This is a genomic window from Streptomyces sp. NBC_01808 (assembly GCF_035917395.1).
Taxonomy (GTDB): Bacteria; Actinomycetota; Actinomycetes; order Streptomycetales; family Streptomycetaceae; genus Streptomyces.
Genome location: NZ_CP109072.1, coordinates 6,712,380 through 6,728,082 on the forward strand (window position 1 = coordinate 6,712,380; position 15,703 = coordinate 6,728,082).

At 71.9% G+C, this 15,703-nt stretch carries 14 protein-coding genes; 11 read left to right on the forward strand and 3 right to left on the reverse strand.

The window, feature by feature from the left end; all coding sequences use genetic code 11:
* The first annotated feature begins 1 nt into the window (after window position 1).
* The 5 genes from OG946_RS29630 (at window position 2) to OG946_RS29650 (ending at window position 5,505) form a co-directional block, all read left to right on the forward strand.
* Window positions 2–787: a 2,3-dihydro-2,3-dihydroxybenzoate dehydrogenase gene (locus OG946_RS29630; RefSeq protein ID WP_326799021.1), complete on the forward strand. Its 786-nt coding sequence runs from the start codon at window positions 2–4 to the stop codon at window positions 785–787.
* A 41-nt stretch (window positions 788–828) separates the two neighbouring features.
* Entirely contained in the window at window positions 829–1,530 is a 702-nt protein-coding gene (locus OG946_RS29635; protein WP_326799022.1) for an SDR family NAD(P)-dependent oxidoreductase, read from the forward strand.
* Window positions 1,531–1,718: 188 nt separating this feature from the next.
* Window positions 1,719–2,054: a DUF485 domain-containing protein gene (locus tag OG946_RS29640; protein ID WP_326799023.1), complete on the forward strand. Its 336-nt coding sequence runs from the start codon at window positions 1,719–1,721 to the stop codon at window positions 2,052–2,054.
* Window positions 2,051–3,790 (forward strand): solute symporter family protein, encoded by a 1,740-nt coding sequence (locus tag OG946_RS29645; protein ID WP_326799024.1) that lies wholly within the window; start codon window positions 2,051–2,053, stop codon window positions 3,788–3,790. The genes OG946_RS29640 and OG946_RS29645 overlap by 4 nt, the downstream gene beginning before the upstream one ends.
* 107 nt (window positions 3,791–3,897) lie before the next feature.
* The gene (locus OG946_RS29650; RefSeq protein WP_326799025.1) at window positions 3,898–5,505 is read left to right on the forward strand and encodes an FAD-dependent monooxygenase; all 1,608 of its coding nucleotides are present in this window, start codon (window positions 3,898–3,900) and stop codon (window positions 5,503–5,505) included.
* Between the two features lie 182 nt (window positions 5,506–5,687).
* Here the strand turns inward: OG946_RS29650 and OG946_RS29655 are convergent, their stop codons facing one another.
* From OG946_RS29655 to OG946_RS29665, 3 genes are all read right to left on the reverse strand, one after another.
* A complete protein-coding gene (locus tag OG946_RS29655; RefSeq protein WP_326799026.1) occupies window positions 5,688–7,175 on the reverse strand; it encodes a vanadium-dependent haloperoxidase in 1,488 nt (495 codons plus the stop codon).
* A gap of 337 nt (window positions 7,176–7,512) precedes the next feature.
* On the reverse strand, window positions 7,513–9,036 hold the full coding sequence (locus OG946_RS29660) for a PQQ-dependent sugar dehydrogenase (RefSeq protein ID WP_326799027.1): 1,524 nt from the start codon (window positions 9,034–9,036) through the stop codon (window positions 7,513–7,515).
* 106 nt (window positions 9,037–9,142) lie between these two features.
* Window positions 9,143–10,138 carry a hypothetical protein gene (locus OG946_RS29665; protein WP_326799028.1) on the reverse strand — a complete coding sequence of 332 codons (996 nt, stop codon included), beginning with the start codon at window positions 10,136–10,138 and terminating at the stop codon, window positions 9,143–9,145.
* Window positions 10,139–10,226: 88 nt separating this feature from the next.
* On the opposite strand from OG946_RS29665, the gene OG946_RS29670 reads away from it, so the two are divergent.
* From OG946_RS29670 to OG946_RS29695, 6 genes are all read left to right on the forward strand, one after another.
* A complete protein-coding gene (locus tag OG946_RS29670; protein ID WP_326799029.1) occupies window positions 10,227–11,069 on the forward strand; it encodes a helix-turn-helix domain-containing protein in 843 nt (280 codons plus the stop codon).
* On the forward strand, window positions 11,066–11,620 hold the full coding sequence (locus OG946_RS29675; protein WP_326799030.1) for a hypothetical protein: 555 nt from the start codon (window positions 11,066–11,068) through the stop codon (window positions 11,618–11,620). The genes OG946_RS29670 and OG946_RS29675 overlap by 4 nt, the downstream gene beginning before the upstream one ends.
* A 679-nt stretch (window positions 11,621–12,299) precedes the next feature.
* Complete coding sequence (locus OG946_RS29680; protein WP_326800402.1) at window positions 12,300–12,737, forward strand: TIGR02611 family protein; 438 nt, start codon at window positions 12,300–12,302, stop codon at window positions 12,735–12,737.
* A gap of 279 nt (window positions 12,738–13,016) precedes the next feature.
* On the forward strand, window positions 13,017–13,796 hold the full coding sequence (locus OG946_RS29685) for a GntR family transcriptional regulator (protein ID WP_326799031.1): 780 nt from the start codon (window positions 13,017–13,019) through the stop codon (window positions 13,794–13,796).
* Between the two features lie 215 nt (window positions 13,797–14,011).
* Window positions 14,012–14,629: a glucose-6-phosphate isomerase family protein gene (locus OG946_RS29690; protein WP_326799032.1), complete on the forward strand. Its 618-nt coding sequence runs from the start codon at window positions 14,012–14,014 to the stop codon at window positions 14,627–14,629.
* A 2-nt stretch (window positions 14,630–14,631) separates the two neighbouring features.
* A complete protein-coding gene (locus OG946_RS29695) occupies window positions 14,632–15,660 on the forward strand; it encodes an ABC transporter substrate-binding protein (RefSeq protein ID WP_326799033.1) in 1,029 nt (342 codons plus the stop codon).
* Window positions 15,661–15,703 lie beyond the last annotated feature (43 nt).

Sequence of the window (15,703 nt, forward strand, 5' to 3'; positions counted from 1 at the left end):
GATGGAACTGACCGGAATCGAGTCGACCGTCGCCCTGGTCACCGGCGCGGCACAGGGCATCGGCGCGGCCGTGGCCACGACCCTGGCCGCCGCCGGCGCGCACGTCGCCGCGGCCGACCGCAACGCGGAGAAGCTCGCCACGGTCGTCGCCAAACTGGCGGCCGAGGGCGTGCGGGCGCGCGGCTACGACCTCGACGTAACCGACAGCGCCGCGGTGGACGCGGCCGTCGCGCGCGTCGAGGACGAGCTGGGGCCCGTCGGCATCCTCGTCAACGCCGCCGGCGTCATGCACACCGGCCGCGTCGTCGAGCTGCGGGACCGGCAGTGGGCCGAGACCCTCGCGGTCAACGCGGGCGGCGTGTTCCACGTCTCGCGCGCGGTGGCGCGGCGGATGATCCGCCGCGGGCGCGGCGCGATCGTCACGGTGGCGTCGAACGCCGCGGGCGTGCCGCGTACCGAAATGGCCGCGTACGCCGCCTCCAAGGCCGCGTCCGCCCAGTTCACCCGCTGCCTGGGCCTGGAGTTGGCGGGCCACGGCATCCGGTGCAACGTCGTCTCGCCCGGCTCGACGGACACGCCCATGCTGCGCGCGATGCACGACGGCGACCCGGAGCTGCGGGAGGTCGTCGAGGGCATGCCCGCCGAGTTCCGCGTGGGCATACCGCTGCACAAGCTCGCCCAGCCGCGGGACGTGGCAGAGGCCGTCGCGTATCTGGTCTCCGACCAGGCGGGCCACGTCACGATGCACGACTTGTACGTGGACGGCGGCGCCTCCCTGCACGTCTGACGCCGCCGGCACCACCGGCCACCGAGGAAGGGAACACCACCGTGTCGGACCGCACTCACGTCGTCGTCGTCGGCGGAACGTCGGGCATCGGGCGGCACTTCGCCCAGACCTGCGCCGACCGCGGCAGCGACGTCGTCATCACCGGCCGCGGCGAGGACCGCACCAAGACCGCCGCCGACGAGATCGGCGGCCGCACCCGCGGGCTCGCGCTCGACCTGGCGGACCCCGAGGCCGCCATCGCCGCGCTGGCCGGCGTCGAGCGCGTCGACCACCTGGTGCTCACCGCGCTCGACCGGGACCAGAACACCGTGCGCGACTACCGCCCCGCGGACGCCACCCGGCTGCTCACCGTGAAGCTCACCGGATACACCGCCGTCCTGCACGCCCTCGCCCCCCGGATGCCGGAGCACGGCGCGGCCGTGCTGCTCGGCGGCCTGGCCAGCCACCGCCCGTACCCGGGCTCCACCACCGTGACCACCGCCAACGGCGGCATCGCCGCGCTGGTGCGGACCCTGGCGTTCGAGCTGTCGCCGATCCGCGTCAACGCCCTGCACCCGAGCATCGTCGCCGACACCCCGTTCTGGAGCGACAAGCCGGCCGCGCGCGCCGCCGCCGAGGAGAAGGCCCTCACCAAGCGGCCGGTGACGATGCGCGACTGCACCCACGCCCTCACGTTCCTGCTGGAGAACCGCGCGATCAACGGCGTCAACCTGAACATCGACGGCGGCGACGTCCTCCTCTGACGGCGCCTCTCCGGTGTTTCGGAGAAGCCCCCCGAACACGTGAATCCGCCGCGGGGTCACGCCAATTCGCGTACCGCGCCGGAAGACCGCGTGAATGGGTCATGCCCGCCGGTGTACGGCGCCCGAGAATGCAATGTGACCGCCACGTCAGGACGTCCGCGTCCCGGCGTCCCTGTCAAGGAGGTGTCATGAGTTCGACGGACTCGCCGGCGGGCGGCGACCGCTATGTCGCCGTACACGGCAGCGCCGGGTTCAAAACCCTGCAGCGTAAGACGAATTCCTTCCTCATCCGGGCGAGCGTCCTCTTCTTCGGATGGTGGTTCATCGGGACGTCGCTGGCCGCATTCGCCCCCGGATTCTTCCGGCAGGAGATAGGCGGCCCCGTGAACGTAGGTCTGCTTTTCATGTTCCTGACGTTCGTCGTCGTCGTGACGGTCTGCGCCAGTTATCTGCGCTACGCCGCGAACCGGCTCGACCCCTTGACCGACCAGGTCCGGGCGGAACTGGAAGGAGAGCCGCGATGAGCACGATCCTCGCCGACCCGCCGCCGCCCATCGACAACACCTGGGCGGCGAACGGGATCGCGATACCCGCGACGATAGCCGCCGCCGTCGCCGTGTACTTCGTCGTCAGGGCGGCACGCGACAGCGTGCGCACCTCCGACGACTTCCTCATCGCCGGCCGGCGGATCGGGCCCGTACAGAACGCCATCGCGCTGGCGTCCGCGCCGCTCATGTACTCCACCCTGTTCATCATCACCGGGCATATCGCGCTCAACGGCTACGACGCCGCGATGCTGCTGACCGCGTTCACCACCTCGATGGTGCTCGGCGTGCTGCTCTTCGCCTCGCCCGTACGCAACCTCGGCGGACACACCCTCGGTGACATCTTCGCCATGCGCGCGGAGGAACGCCAGGCGCGCAAGGCCGCGGCGGTCGTCACCCTGCTGATCTACGGGATGTTCACGATCATCAGCCTCGCGGCGATCGCCTTCATCTTCAACCGCTGGTTCGCGCTGGACAACGTCGTGGGACTGGGCCTCTCGGTCCTGGTCGTCGGGCTCGTCACCGTCCTGTACGCGTCCATGGCCGGCATGCCGGGCGTCACCCGGCTGCTGGTGTTCAAGGCGATCCTCACGCTCACCGTCGTGCTGGTGCTGACCTGCCTGGTGCTCGCGAAGTTCAACCTCAACGTCCTCGACATCCTCGACAAGGCCGAGGCCAACCGCAAGGACGTACCCGCCGGCTACGACCTGCTCGGCCCGGGACGCGAGTTCGGCGAGGGCCAGCACCGGCTGGTCCACCTCTCCAAGCTCTTCTGCGTCGCCGTCGGCGTCGCCGCCATCCCGTTCCTCTTCATGCGCAACTTCGCCACCACCAGCGGCAAGGACGCGCGCCGCTCCGCCGGCTGGGCGTCGATGATCGTCGTCGGCATCTACCTGTGCATGGCCGTCGTCGGCTTCGCCTCCGTGGCGGTGCTCGGCTCCGAGCGGATCGGCGTGATCAAGGCCCACCGCGACATCAGCCTGCCCAAGCTCGTAGACGAACTGGGCGGACAGGTGATGGTCGGGGTGCTCGCGCCGATCGCCCTGCTGACGATCGTCGGCGTCTATGCGGCCCTGCTCATCAACGCGGTCACCTGCGTCACCAAGGACCTCAACGTCGTACGCGGCCGCAAGCCGTCCCCGGCCGACGAGCTGAAGGACATCCGCCGCAACACCGTGCGGATCGGCGTCGTCTCCGTGCTCATCGGCGTCGCGATGCTCCCGGTGCGCACCCATATCTTCATCCCGACCTCCATCGACCTGGCCGGCACCGCGATCCTCCCGGCCGTCGTCTACGCCCTCTTCTGGCGCCGGTTCAACACCTCGGGGCTGAAGTGGATCGTCTACGGCGGCACGGCCCTGCTGTTCTTCCTGGTGATCTTCTCCAACGGCGTCACGGGCCCTGACGACGCCATCTTCCCCGGCCACGACTTCAAGTTCGTCGACATCGAACCCGGTCTGATCACCGTGCCCGCCGGCTTCCTCTTCGGCTACCTCGGCTCGATCGCCAGCAAGGAGCGCGACGACGCGGCCTTCGCCGAGATGCAGGTACGCGCCCTGACCGGCGGCCTCGCACCCGGCGCCCGCAAGGACGCCGCCCGCGGCGCGGCGGCCGCGCCCGCGGGCTCGCCGAACGGGCAGCACCCCAACGGCCGGGGCCCCGGCGGCCCGGACGACCGCGGCAACCAGCCCCGTACGCACAGCGAGGCCCGCTGAGCCCGCCGGGCGGCCCCGCCGCCCGAGCGCGCTGAGCCACGACCGAACGACAACCGCGACTGTGTGGGGCGGCCCGGGTGCCGCCCCACACGCCTGGGGAGGCAACCGTGGATCCGGCACCGGTACTCGTCGTGGGCGCAGGCCCGGTCGGCATGGCAACCGCGCTGGCGCTCGCCCGCCGGGGCGTCCGGTGCGTACTCGCCGACCAGGACTTCGAGACCTCCGTCCACCCCAAGCTCGACTACGTGAACGCCCGCAGCATGGAGTTCTTCCGCCAGCTCGGCCTCGCCCACGCCGTCCGCGCCGCCGGCGTCGCCCCCCGGCACCCGGCCGACGTCATCTGGTCCACCGGGCTGGCCGGCCGGCCGCTCACCACCTGGGCGCTGCCCTCCGTCGACGAGGAGCGGCGGCGGATCGCCGCGCACGACGACGGCACCCGGCCGGTCGAACCCGGCCAGCGGATCTCCCAGACCGACCTGGAGCCCGTGCTGCGCGCGCACTGCCGCCGCAGCCACCTCGTCGACCTGCGCCCCGGACTGCGGTTCGACACCCTCACCCAGGACGACCAGGGCGTGACCAGCAGTCTGCGCGACGTCATGACCGACGAGCGGATCCGGATCCGGTCCCGGTACGTGATCGGCTGCGACGGCGCGTCGAGCCGCGTCCGCGCCGTCCTCGGCATCGGCGGGGACGGCTTCGGCGTCCCCGGACTGCCCGGCGCGTTCATGGTGCACTTCAAGAGCCGCGACCTGGCCTCCCTGCACCGGCACGGCCCGTTCTGGCACTACTTCGCCTTCCGCTACGTCGTCATCGCCCAGGACGAGAAGGACACCTGGACCGCGCACGTCAACGGCGCGCACCCGGACGAGTTCGCCACCCCGCCCGCCGACCCGGCGGCCTTCCTGCTGGCGACCCTGGGCACCGAGCTGAAGATCGACAAGGTGCTGCTGACCTCCCGCTGGCGCCCCGGCTTCATGCTGGCCGACCGCTACCGCGCCGGGCGCGTGCTGCTCGCCGGTGACGCCGCGCACCGCATGTTCCCCACGGGCGCGTACGGCATGAACACCGGCATCGGCGACGCGATGGACGCCGCCTGGAAGGTCGCCGCCCTGGTCCGGCACACCGGAGGCCCCGCGCTGCTCGACAGCTACGAGACCGACCGCCGCCCCGTCGGGCTGCGCAACATGCGCACCTCGCACCGGCACATCGGCGTGCACATGAAGGCCGGCGGCCTGCTGCGCGACGGGGTCCCGCCCGCCGCGGTGGCGGAGTTCCTGGACCGCGAGCGCGGCGAGAACGAGTACCGCGGCGTCGAACTCGGCTACCGCTACGACGACTCGCCCGTCGTCTGCCACGAGGACGGCCCGGCGCCCCGCTGGACGCCGGAGGCGTACACGCCGACGACCTGGCCCGGCAGCCGCCCGCCCAGCGTGCTGCTGGCGGACGGGACGCCGCTGTTCGACCTCTTCGCCACGGATTTCACCCTCGTCGACTTCGCGGGCGACGGCCGCGCCGGGCCGCTGCTGCGCGCCGCCGCCGCGCAGGGCGTGCCCGTCCGGCACACGGTGGTGCGGGACGCGCGGGCGCGCGAGCTGTGGGAGCGGGACCTCGTGCTGCTCCGCCCCGACCACCATGTGGCGTGGCGCGGCAACAAGGCGCCCGTGGACGCTGCGGTGGTGGTGCGGCGCGTACGGGGCGCGGCGCAGGGCCGCTGACGGCCGGTCCGCCGACGCCGGTCCTCTTGACGTCCGGCCCGCTTGGCGCCCGGTCCGCCGACCGCCGCCGCCGGGAAGGTCCGTACGGCCTTCCCGGCGGCGGCCCCGTACCGAACGGCGCCGGCCGCGGCGGGGTGGAGACCACCCGCCGGCGGCCGGCGCCGTTTCCGCGCCGCGGTCGCTCAGCCGCCGTTCAGCTTGCGCTGGACGAACTCGTAGCTCATGTCGCCGATCTCGGGCGCGTACTGCTCCGCGGCCTCGACCGAGGACCGGAAGTTCTCCCCCGCCCAGATCCGGCTCTCGCCGCAGTCGTCGGCGAACTCCGTCCAGCTGTTCCACTGCAGCGAGACGTCCGCGGCCGGGGTGACGCCCGGCTCGACCAGCGAGGAACCCTTCGGGAAGCTGGCCGTCACCTTGATCTGGTCGCTGCCGGTGAACTGCCGCACCTGCGCCGCGAAGGCGAGGCAGAGCGCGGAGCTGGCGGACGGGTACTCGGGGTGGTCGGCCGAGACGGAGTCCAGATAGCCCTGCCACTCGCGGCCGGTGATGTCGTCGACGGTGCCCTGCCCGGGCCCGCCCCACGCGGTCAGCTTCCGGTCCCCGTACAGGTACCCGATCGCGGTGCCCGGCCGCACCGAGTCGTACTTGCGCTTGTAGTGCCAGGTCGCGATGGTGACGTCGATGAACGCCACGTCCGACATGGTGATGTAGTGCACGGTCTGCTCGGTGTTCAGCTTGCCCGCCAGCACCACGGGCGTGCCCGCGTACTGGCCGAAGGTCAGCACCTTGTCGTTGAACAGCTCGGCGGTCATCTTCTGCTCGTCGGTGAGGTTCGCCGACGCCTTGAGCACCTCGTCCGCCTGGCGCTGGTAGGCGGGGCGGTTGTGGTGGTCGCTGTTCACCGGCGGGGAGACCTTGAACTCGGTCGGGCTGTCGTACGTGAACGGCTTCACCCTGCCGTAGTACGGGGTCGCGAACTGCTGGTCCTTGTAGACGTCCCGGGTCGAGGACGTGCCCGGCTGCCAGCGCGACGGATTGCGCAGCTCGTAGGCGGAGTTGACGGGCTTGTAGCCGGTGTAGTCCGAGTAGGGCTTCTTGTTGTACTTGCGGCCGCCCATGCCGCCGTCCCGGTTGCTGCCGTCGTCCTGCCGCGCCGCCAGCGCGTTCTTCGCCGCGAGGACGCCGATGCCGCTCGGCGTGGTCGGGTCCTCCGCGGTGGCGCCGGGGTCGAGACCGGCCGCGTCCATCATCTCGATCCACCGGTCCTTGTACTCCGGCAGCAGGGCGTTCAGCGACGTGAACGCCGCATACGTGACCGCGATGTTCTGGTTGCGCGTCGTGTGCTCGGATTCCGGGCGCCGCGGGATATCGGAGAAGATGCCCTTCGCCGTGGGGTGAAAGGGGGCGATGGCGTCGAACCACGGCATTTCGATGAGCATCGCGTGGTCCACGGTCAGCGACACCGCGCGGCCGGAACTCTCCTCGCGCGACACCCGCTGGAACTTCGGATACACGACTTCCATCAGCACGTTGTCATGGTCGATGTCGAAGCCGTCGTCCTGCGACGACGCCGGCACCGCACTCGTCAGGGTCCCCGTCAGCGCCGCCGCGGTGGCGATGGCCACCGCGTATCCCAGGCGCCGGCTACGCAGCCGTGTCACTTTCGCCACCGGACGATCTCCTTGTTCGTGCGTGGGCTGGATCCGCAAATGGGCGCGTCGTATTCGGCAGTGGAATTGCACACTGATCAAGGAGGCTAGACCTGCGTTCAGCCGCCGGTCCACTGCTCGATCGGGTAGTGGGCACTACCCATGCTGGAGCAATTGCGGATGTTGCCCGCGCGGACGGCCGCCGGGGAGAATTCGCCGGGAATTCGGTCCGCGCCGACGGGAGTTCGGCCGCCGTCTGGCCGGTGTCCGTCCCGGAACCCCGGAACGGGCGCGGGCGGCGGCCCGGTTCCCCGGACCGCCGCCCGCGCCCGTTGCGTACGGGCCGGCCTTCCTTCGGCTACGGCAGCGCGGGACCGCGCGTGCCGGTGACCTTCCAGATCTTGCCGTTCGCCTTCGCCAGCAGGTACAGCTCGCCCGCCGAGTCCTGTCCGAAGCGCAGGTCGACGCGGGTGTCGCCGGCCAGGTCCTGCGCCGTGACGAGGTTTCCGGTGGCGCCGTCGAAGAGCCTGAGCTGGTGGATCGTCGCCATCTCGGCGCCGCGGTTCATCTCGCTCGTCTTCGTACCGAAGACGCGGCCGTCCACGAGGTCGCCGAAGAGGTACGTGCCGCGCAGCTGGCTCAGGTCGTCACCGCGGTAGACGAAGCCGCCGGAGACGGCCCGGCCGACGTCGGAGGTGCAGTTCCAGTCGGCCGGCGGGTCGTGGTCGTAGGCGGCGACGGGGTAGGTGTAACCGTACGTGTCGTCGTCGGGCGGCAGCGGCTTGTACGCGTCGCACGGGTCGGCCGGGTTCTTGTCGAAGACGAACGGGCCCTCGCGCTCGCTCCAGCCGAGGTTGTCCCCGGCCCGTACCTCGTAGATGGACTCGATGGCGTGCTCGCCGATGTGGCCGAGGTACAGCCGGTGCTTGCCGCCGGTGTCCCAACTGAAGCGGTGCGGATCGCGGAAGCCGTACGCGTAGACCTCGCCGAGGGCACCGGGGCGGTCGGCGAACGGGTTGTCGGCGGGCACGCCGTACTTGCCGTTGGCGCTGTTGCTGCCGCGCGGGTCGATCCGCAGCAGCTTGCCGTGCGGCAGCGCGAGGTCCTGCGGCTCGGTGGTGCGCACGCCGGTGCCGCCGTCGCCCACGGCGAGGTACAGCTTGCCGTAGTCGGCGCTGCCCTTGCGGGCGGTGGGGTTGAAGGCGATCTGCTGGATGCCGTGGATGCGGCCGTTGAAGCCGAGGCGCAGCACCTCGCGGCGGGTGCCGGAGAAGGTGCCGGCGGCCGGGTCTTCGGCGGTCCACTCGGTGATGATGCCGTGGTAGCCGGTGTTGGGCTGCGGGGTGAGGTCCGGCTGCTTGTCGGTGGTGGAGGCCAGTTCGGTGTGCACGGTGTAGAAGATGCCGTTGCGCGCGAAGTCGGGGTGGAAGGCCGCGTAGCCGAAGCCCTGGCCGAGGCCCTTGCCGGAGAAGAACTGCGGCGCGAAGGTGGCGCCGACGTCGAGGTAGGTGCGGGGCTGCTCGCCGTCCTCGACGAGGTACAGCTTCCCGTTGAGGTCGGGTACCGCCTTGCGGCCGGACCCGTCCGGGAGTTCGGCGAGCGCGTTGATCCGGGCGTGCCGCATCAGCCGCGGGTCGTCCGGCGGGGGCGTCGGCTCGGACTTCGGGAACTGCGCGTACTCCTCGACGACGAGGCCGAGCTTGGCGGGTACGGGCTTGGGGAGGAGGGAGTCGCCGGGCGCGGCGGCGCCCGCGGTCGCGCCCGGCGCGGCGGTCGGCTCGGTGCGGGCCTCGGCGGGGGCGGTGAGGAAGGCGGTCGCGGCCACGGCGGCGGCGAGCGCGGGGGCGAGGAGGCGGGGCTTTCGGCGGGTGGGTAGGGGCATGCCGGGCTCCGTTCTGACGGTGCGGGTGCGCGGGCGCGTGGTGCGGCGGACGGCGTACGGGAAGGGGTGACCGGAGGGCCGGGTAGCCGGGTGGCCGGGTGGCGGCTCAGGGCCGGGACGCGACCATCAGCCGGTACTGCGCCCGTACCTGACTGCCGGTCAGCTCGCGGTCGAGGAACATCAAACTGTCCATGCGGCAGTTGCAGGGATTGCCCTCGCGGGTGTTCTGCGGGAAGCTCCCGCCGATCTTGATGCCCGCGGGGTCGGTGGGCGAGGTGCGGTGTTCGCCGGGGCCGCCGACCTGCCAGGGGTCGCCGGGGTTGGTGTAGAAGCCGTCGAGGCGTTCGCCGTTGCGGAAGAGCGCCATGGTGCCGTCGGAGTAGTCGAAGGTCGCGGCCAGGAAGACCCACTCGTCGGGCGGCAGCAGCCGGCGCCAGTCCTCGGCGGCGGCGAACGTCTGCGAGGCGCCCTCGTCGATCCGGCGGCCGAGCGCCACGAGCCGCATCTCGCCGTTCACCTCGATCAGCTCCAGCAGGGCCCGTACGCCGTGGCCGTCGGAGTTGCCGGAGAGCACGCCGGCCAGGCCGACGGCGCCGTAACGGTCGCCGGGGTCGGCGGTGTTGGAGTTGGGGGAGGGGTTGTCGCCGGTCATCTTGAACCAGCCCATGACGGTGGCGGACTGGGCCCCGTTGAACGCGCGCATGCTCGGCACGCCGCCGGGGCGGTAGATGCCGGCCTTCCAGTCGTCGTTCCCGGCGGTGGCGGGGGAGACCTGCGCGGTCTGCAGCGCGGACCCGGCGCCCGGGAAGGCACTGTCGGGCACGCGCATGGCCCCGCCGCCGTTGACGAGTTCGATGTCGGTGCCGGAGCGGCCGCGGTCGCTTTCGAGGGCGGGGTTGCCGCGGACCGGATGGCCGAAGTCGTAGTACGCGACGAGGTCGGGCCCCAGCGCCGGCAACACGACGGGAGCCCCCCGCTCTTCCCCGTCCGCCGTGTCCCCACCCTGCACCGCCTGCACCGGCCCCGCCGCGAGTGCGGTCAGGGCCAGCGCCGCGGCCGCCGCGACGACCCGCGCGGCAACGCTCCCGCTGTGCTTGCGCATTATTGCGTCATCTCCCCTGCCCGAAGAGGACTTCACGATCCCAGTAAGCGCTTGCTAAAAACGCCTTGGCGGACGCTATCCGCGCGACGTGACCGCGTCAAGCGCTCGCGGCTCCGCCGCGGGCAACCGGGAAAAGTCCGGCACCGGGGAAGCCCGCGCGGCCACGGGAGCAACAGCCGCTGAAGCCGGCGCGGTTGGCCGGCGCGCAGCCCGGGAGAGCCGAGCGGCGGCGAGCAGGTCGAGCGCCGAGCGGCGCAGCCGCACCGAGGCGGCGCCAGCGGCCGGCGCGGGCGGCGCGGCGTTCCCGGGCGTCAGCCGCAACACGGTCGCGGCCCACCTCAGACGTGCGGAGCGCCTGCTCGGCCTCGATCTCGACGAGGTGGTCTCCCGGGCCCTGCTCCACCTCGCCCTGGCCCTCGCCGATCCCCAGCCTCCGGCCGCCGCCCCCGGCGTCGGTGACGCCGGCGCCGGCACCGCGCCCCCGGTCTGCGAGCTGAGCCGCTCGCAGCCCGCGAGGGCCTGGGCGGCGGCCTTCCTGCACCCGCTGGACGGCACCCTGCGGACCACCGCACGGGCCTGGGTGGCCGCCAACGCCGATGCCCGGCGCGCCGCCCGTGACCTCGGGATCAGCCGCAACACCGTCAGGACACGGCTGCGCCCCGCCGAGATCCTGCTCAATCGGGACCTTCTCGACAGCGGCTTCGGCATCTACGACCTCGTCCGGGCCCCTGGCCGTCGCGGAAGGGGGCGCGGCCGGTCATCAATGAAAGACATCTCCATACCCGGTGAGAATCTGTGCATCGTGCCCAGCCGGCCCGTCCCGGCTGCGCAGCGTGCACGTTGTCCGCCGGACTCCGCCCCGTTTAGCGTCTGTCCGTTCAGTCATGAACGGAATGAAGCCGAAGAATCGGAAGATGGGGAGGCGGCATGAAGTGGGTGAAGGCCGGCGCGACCGTTGGTGCGGCTCTCGCGGTGGGCGTCGGGGGGCTCACTCCCGCAGGAACGTGGTCTGCGCAGGCGTCCACCGCCGACGCGGCCGTTGAGTTGGTCGCGCCTCAGGCGGACGAGGAGACACGGCGGATCGCCGCCGAGGACCCGCAGGCGGTGCAGACGATGGCCACGCGGTGCGGCGACGGTTACAACGTCATCGGGGCTGAGCAGCTTCCGTACGACGGCTATCGGCTGGGGACGCTGTTCCGCTATTCGAAGAAGACGTCCGGAGGCAACTGGCGTTACTGCATGATCTTCGACAACAACACCGGCAGCACGAAGTACATGCGGCTCCGGACGTGCGAATACACCCTCGAAAACCCGGAATGCCGCACGGACCAGGGGGACTTCAGCCAGTACGCGGGGCCGGTCTACACCGGGTTGCACTGGAAGTACCCTCAGTGCTCCAAGGTCGTCGCGATCATGAAGAACTCCAAGGACTCCGACAAGGCTCTCATCGACGCCGTCCGCACCGCGAACACCTGCAACTGAGGGCGGGGAACCTGACACATGAGGAACCTTCGACGCCGGCGGAGACCGCTGCTGCCGGCCGTCGTCGCCCTCGAGGCCCACGGCCCACGGCCCACGGCCCACGGCCCACGGCCCACGGCCCACGGCCCACGGCCCACGGCCCACGGCCCACGGCCCACGGGCCGCGGCACGCCGGCGTCCGTGGCGGCGGCCGGACCTGACGACCGCCCCGACCGGATCGCCCCCGACGGCCGGCCCGGCGTGCTGGGGGACGGCTACCGCTCGTCCGGTGACCGAGCGTGGACCACCTCCGGCGACGCGCCGGGTTTCCGCGTGCTGGTGGCCGACGCCGAGGACGGCTACCGAGGGCGTACGCCGCCACGCCCGCCGAGCCGGCGCGCAGATCGTGCTCATGGGCTGTCCGCCGCTCCTCTCCGACTCCGGCGGCCGCGTGGGACCGCTCGGGGGCAGTGCCGATGGGGCGGCGTGGATGAATGCGATGGGCAGGATCGTGAACCAGGCCATGGCCGGCGCGGCCAGGGAGGCTGAAGAGTGCGCCCTCCCGACCGCGGGGAGGGCGCGTACACCCTGGGAAGGAGGCGCCCCCGGCATGACGGTCCGCCAGGTGGACGGCGGGGGGCGGCTCACCCCGTAACGTGTCTCCATGCATGTCGAGCGTGGCGATCAGGGGGACAAGAGGATGGACAAGGCGGGCACCGACGCTCCGGTGGCGAAGCTGGACGAGCCGGAGAAGCCGGACGCCCCGGAGCACCGGACGTGGGGGTCCAAGGCGCCGCACTTCATCCAGCGCTCGCGTGCGCTGCATCTGAGCTGGCAGGTCGGGGTCTTCATAGTGGGCCTGGCGATCGTCATCGGCGGCATCATCCTGCTGCCGCTGCCGGGCCCCGGCTGGCTCGTGATCTTCGCGGGCATGGCGGTGTGGGCGACGGAGTTCGTGTGGGCGCAGATAGTCCTGCACTGGACGAAGCGGAAGGTCACGGAGGCCGCGCAGCGCGCCCTGGACCCGAAGGTCCGCCGGCGGAACGTGATCCTGACCGTGATCGGTCTGGTGATCTGCGGCGTACTGCTCGGTATCTACCTGTACAAGTTCGGCTTCGAGATGCCCTGGAAGGTCTGACGCCCCCGGGCCGAGCAGCCCGAGGCACGCAAGCCCGTCGCGCACGGACCCCGTCCCGCGCGCCGCCCCGGCCCCGGCAAGCAGTCACCGTGCTGCGCGCCGGGGCCGGGTTCTTGTGGGCGTGGCGTGCTTCATCCGGGCCCGGTGGGGCGGGCAGCGCCGGCTTCACCGACCTGAAGATCCGTGCCGGCCGGCTGAGGAGGACGGCGGGAGAGGGACAGGGGTCAGGGCGCCGTCCGGCGGGCGGTCGTGCCGAGAGGGTTGTTATCCTCTCATGACATGCAGTCAAGTATCGATCGTTCGTCGCTGCTCCCCTTCTACCACCAGCTCAAGCAGATTCTCCTGGGCGAGATGGAGGGCCGCGAGCTGAAGCCCGGCGACCGGCTGCCGGGGGACCACGAGCTGTGCGAACGCTACGGCGTCTCCCGGACGGTCGTCCGCCAGGCCCTGGCCGAGCTGGAGTCCGAAGGGGTCATCGAGCGGATCAAGGGCCGCGGCACCTTCGTCGCCCACCCCAAGACCCCCGAGGGCCTGGTCCAGTCCCTCACCGGGCTGTACGAGGACGTCGCCGCCCGCGGCGGCCACCTGCGCAGCCAGGTCCGCCGGCTCGAGGTGGTCCCGGCGGACGCGCAGGTCGCGGGGGCCCTGGACGTACCGCCGGGGCATCCGGTGATCGTCATCGAGCGGCTGCGGTTCGTCGAGGAGGAGCCGTGGGTGCTCACGATCACCCACGTCCCGCAGGAGGTCGCCCCGGGGCTGGTCGACGAGGACCTGACCCAGGAGTCGCTGTACGCCCTGCTGGAGGGCCGGTTCGGGGTACGTCTCGTGCAGGGCCGGCGCTCGGTGGAGGCGGCGGTGGCCTCCGCGGAGCTGGCCCGCAGCCTCGGCGTCAACCGGGGCGCCCCGGTGCTCGTGCTGCGCAGCGTCAGCGTCGGCGAGCAGGGCCGCCCGGTGGAGAGCTTCGTCGCCTTCCACCGCGGCGACCGCAGCCGCTTCGAGGTGGAACTCTCCCGCCGGCAGGGCGCCCCGCCCCGCCCCCTGATGATCGTCACCGACTGACGCCCCCGGGCCGTACGGGACCCGTACGCCCGGACCCGGCACGACCCACGCGGCCGGTCTGCTCACCCGAGCGGGCCGGCCGCGACGCGTCTGCGGGAGGGTGCGGAGGGCCGCTGCGGGGACCCTTGACATCCTGACCGTACAGGATGTCAAATGGCCAGGTCGTCACGCTGACGCCCCTCCGGAAGTACCCCGCACGACCCCAGGAGGCCACGGTGCCGTCATACGCATCGCCCCCCATCGAGCCGAGTCTCATCACCTTCGATCCGCGGGCCGGCGGCATGAGCCCGTCGGGCCCGGTGCTCACCCGGCGCATGTCCGATCTCGACGGCCTCTTCGCCGACGGCGACGCCTGGCGCGCCGCGGTACGGGACGGCGCTGACCCCGTCGTGTACGACGTCGCCTCCTCGCCCGTGCCGGAGGCGGAGGGGGAGCTGCCGCAGTCGATCACCACGATCCGGCCGGGCGCGGTCGGCGGCGAGTTCCACATGACCAAGGGGCACCAGCACCCCAACCCGCAGGGCGAGATCTACCTCGGCCTCGCCGGCACCGGCGGGCTGCTGCTCTTCGACGGCGACCGGCCGCGGTGGATCGACATGTACCCGGGCGCCATCGGCTACATCCCGCCGGGCTGGGCGCACCGCAGCGTCAACACCGGCGACGAGCCGTACCGCTTCCTGGCCGTCTACCCCGGCAACGCCGGGCACGACTACGGCTGGGTCCTCGACCACGGCATGGGCTACCGGGTCCGGCGCGCCCCGGACGGCGCCCCGCCGCTGCTGGTCCCCTTCACCGCTTCGTCCCCCAGCACGTCCCCTAGCAACCAGGAGTAGCCATGGCGCGCATCCGTTTCGTCTCCTCGGGGGTGGCCGCCGCGCTGGCCGTCGTCTTCGCGGCCGGCGGCGTCGCCGCCGGGAAGGCGGCGTTCGACGACTCCGGCTCCTCGTCGGGCGGCGGCGCCGCGGTCGGCGGCACCAAGGTCGACGTCATCACCAAGGCCACCGACTCCGACTTCTGGCAGTCGATGCTCGCCGGCTCCAAGCAGGCGGGCGACGACTTCGGCATCGACCTCGGGCTCTTCGGCCCGACCTCGGAGACCGACATCGAGGAGCAGGTCAGCCTGGTGGAGAACTCCATCTCCCGGGGCGCCGACGCCATCGTGCTGGCCTCGAACTCCTCCACCGCGCTCAACGGCGCGGTGGACCGGGCCCGCGACGCCGGCATCAAGGTGATCACCGTCGACAACGCGATCACCACCGAGGCCGAGGGCTTCATCGGCACCGACAACGTCAAGGCGGGCGAACAGGCCGGCGTGCGCATGTGCGAACTGCTCACCGACAAGGGCCAGAAGAACGGCAAGATCCTGCACGAGAGCTCGGCCTCCGGGCAGCAGGTCCTGGTCGACCGGTTCAACGGCTTCAAGAGCGGCCTGGCCGCCAAGTGCCCCGACGCCCAGATCATCCAGACCTCCGTCAACGACAACGACCTCAACAAGGCCGTCTCCCAGGTCAACGACGCGCTCACCGCGACGCCCGACCTGGCCGGGGTCTTCGCCGACAACAACACCTCCGGCACCGGCGCCGCCAAGGCCGTCGCCGAGCGCAACGCCGGCGACCGCGTCGCGGTCGTCGCCTTCGACTCCGACCCCGCGGAGATCGCGGGCGTACGCGACGGGTCCATCGACGCGATCATCGTCCAGAACCCGTTCTTCTTCGGCTACCAGGGCGTCGTCGAGGCCGCGATGGCCGCCGGCGAAGGCACCCCGCCGGTCCGGCTCGACCCGGGCGCCGTCGTCATCGACAAGTCGACCGTGGACGAGGCCCAGTACGAGCAGTTGCTCAACCCGCCCAAGACCAAGGGCTGAGGGCCGGTCATGGCAACCCCCGAGTCGAGCCCCGTGGTCAGCC

Coding starts and splice junctions, on each gene's coding strand:
- OG946_RS29685 (WP_326799031.1), top strand. CDS start 13,017: ATGCAGTCAAGTATCGATCGTTCGTCGCTGCTCCCCTTCTACCACCAG.
- OG946_RS29660 (WP_326799027.1), bottom strand. CDS start 9,036: ATGCCCCTACCCACCCGCCGAAAGCCCCGCCTCCTCGCCCCCGCGCTC.
- OG946_RS29680 (WP_326800402.1), top strand. CDS start 12,300: ATGGACAAGGCGGGCACCGACGCTCCGGTGGCGAAGCTGGACGAGCCG.
- OG946_RS29695 (WP_326799033.1), top strand. CDS start 14,632: ATGGCGCGCATCCGTTTCGTCTCCTCGGGGGTGGCCGCCGCGCTGGCC.
- OG946_RS29645 (WP_326799024.1), top strand. CDS start 2,051: ATGAGCACGATCCTCGCCGACCCGCCGCCGCCCATCGACAACACCTGG.
- OG946_RS29630 (WP_326799021.1), top strand. CDS start 2: ATGGAACTGACCGGAATCGAGTCGACCGTCGCCCTGGTCACCGGCGCG.
- OG946_RS29675 (WP_326799030.1), top strand. CDS start 11,066: ATGAAGTGGGTGAAGGCCGGCGCGACCGTTGGTGCGGCTCTCGCGGTG.
- OG946_RS29665 (WP_326799028.1), bottom strand. CDS start 10,138: ATGCGCAAGCACAGCGGGAGCGTTGCCGCGCGGGTCGTCGCGGCGGCC.
- OG946_RS29640 (WP_326799023.1), top strand. CDS start 1,719: ATGAGTTCGACGGACTCGCCGGCGGGCGGCGACCGCTATGTCGCCGTA.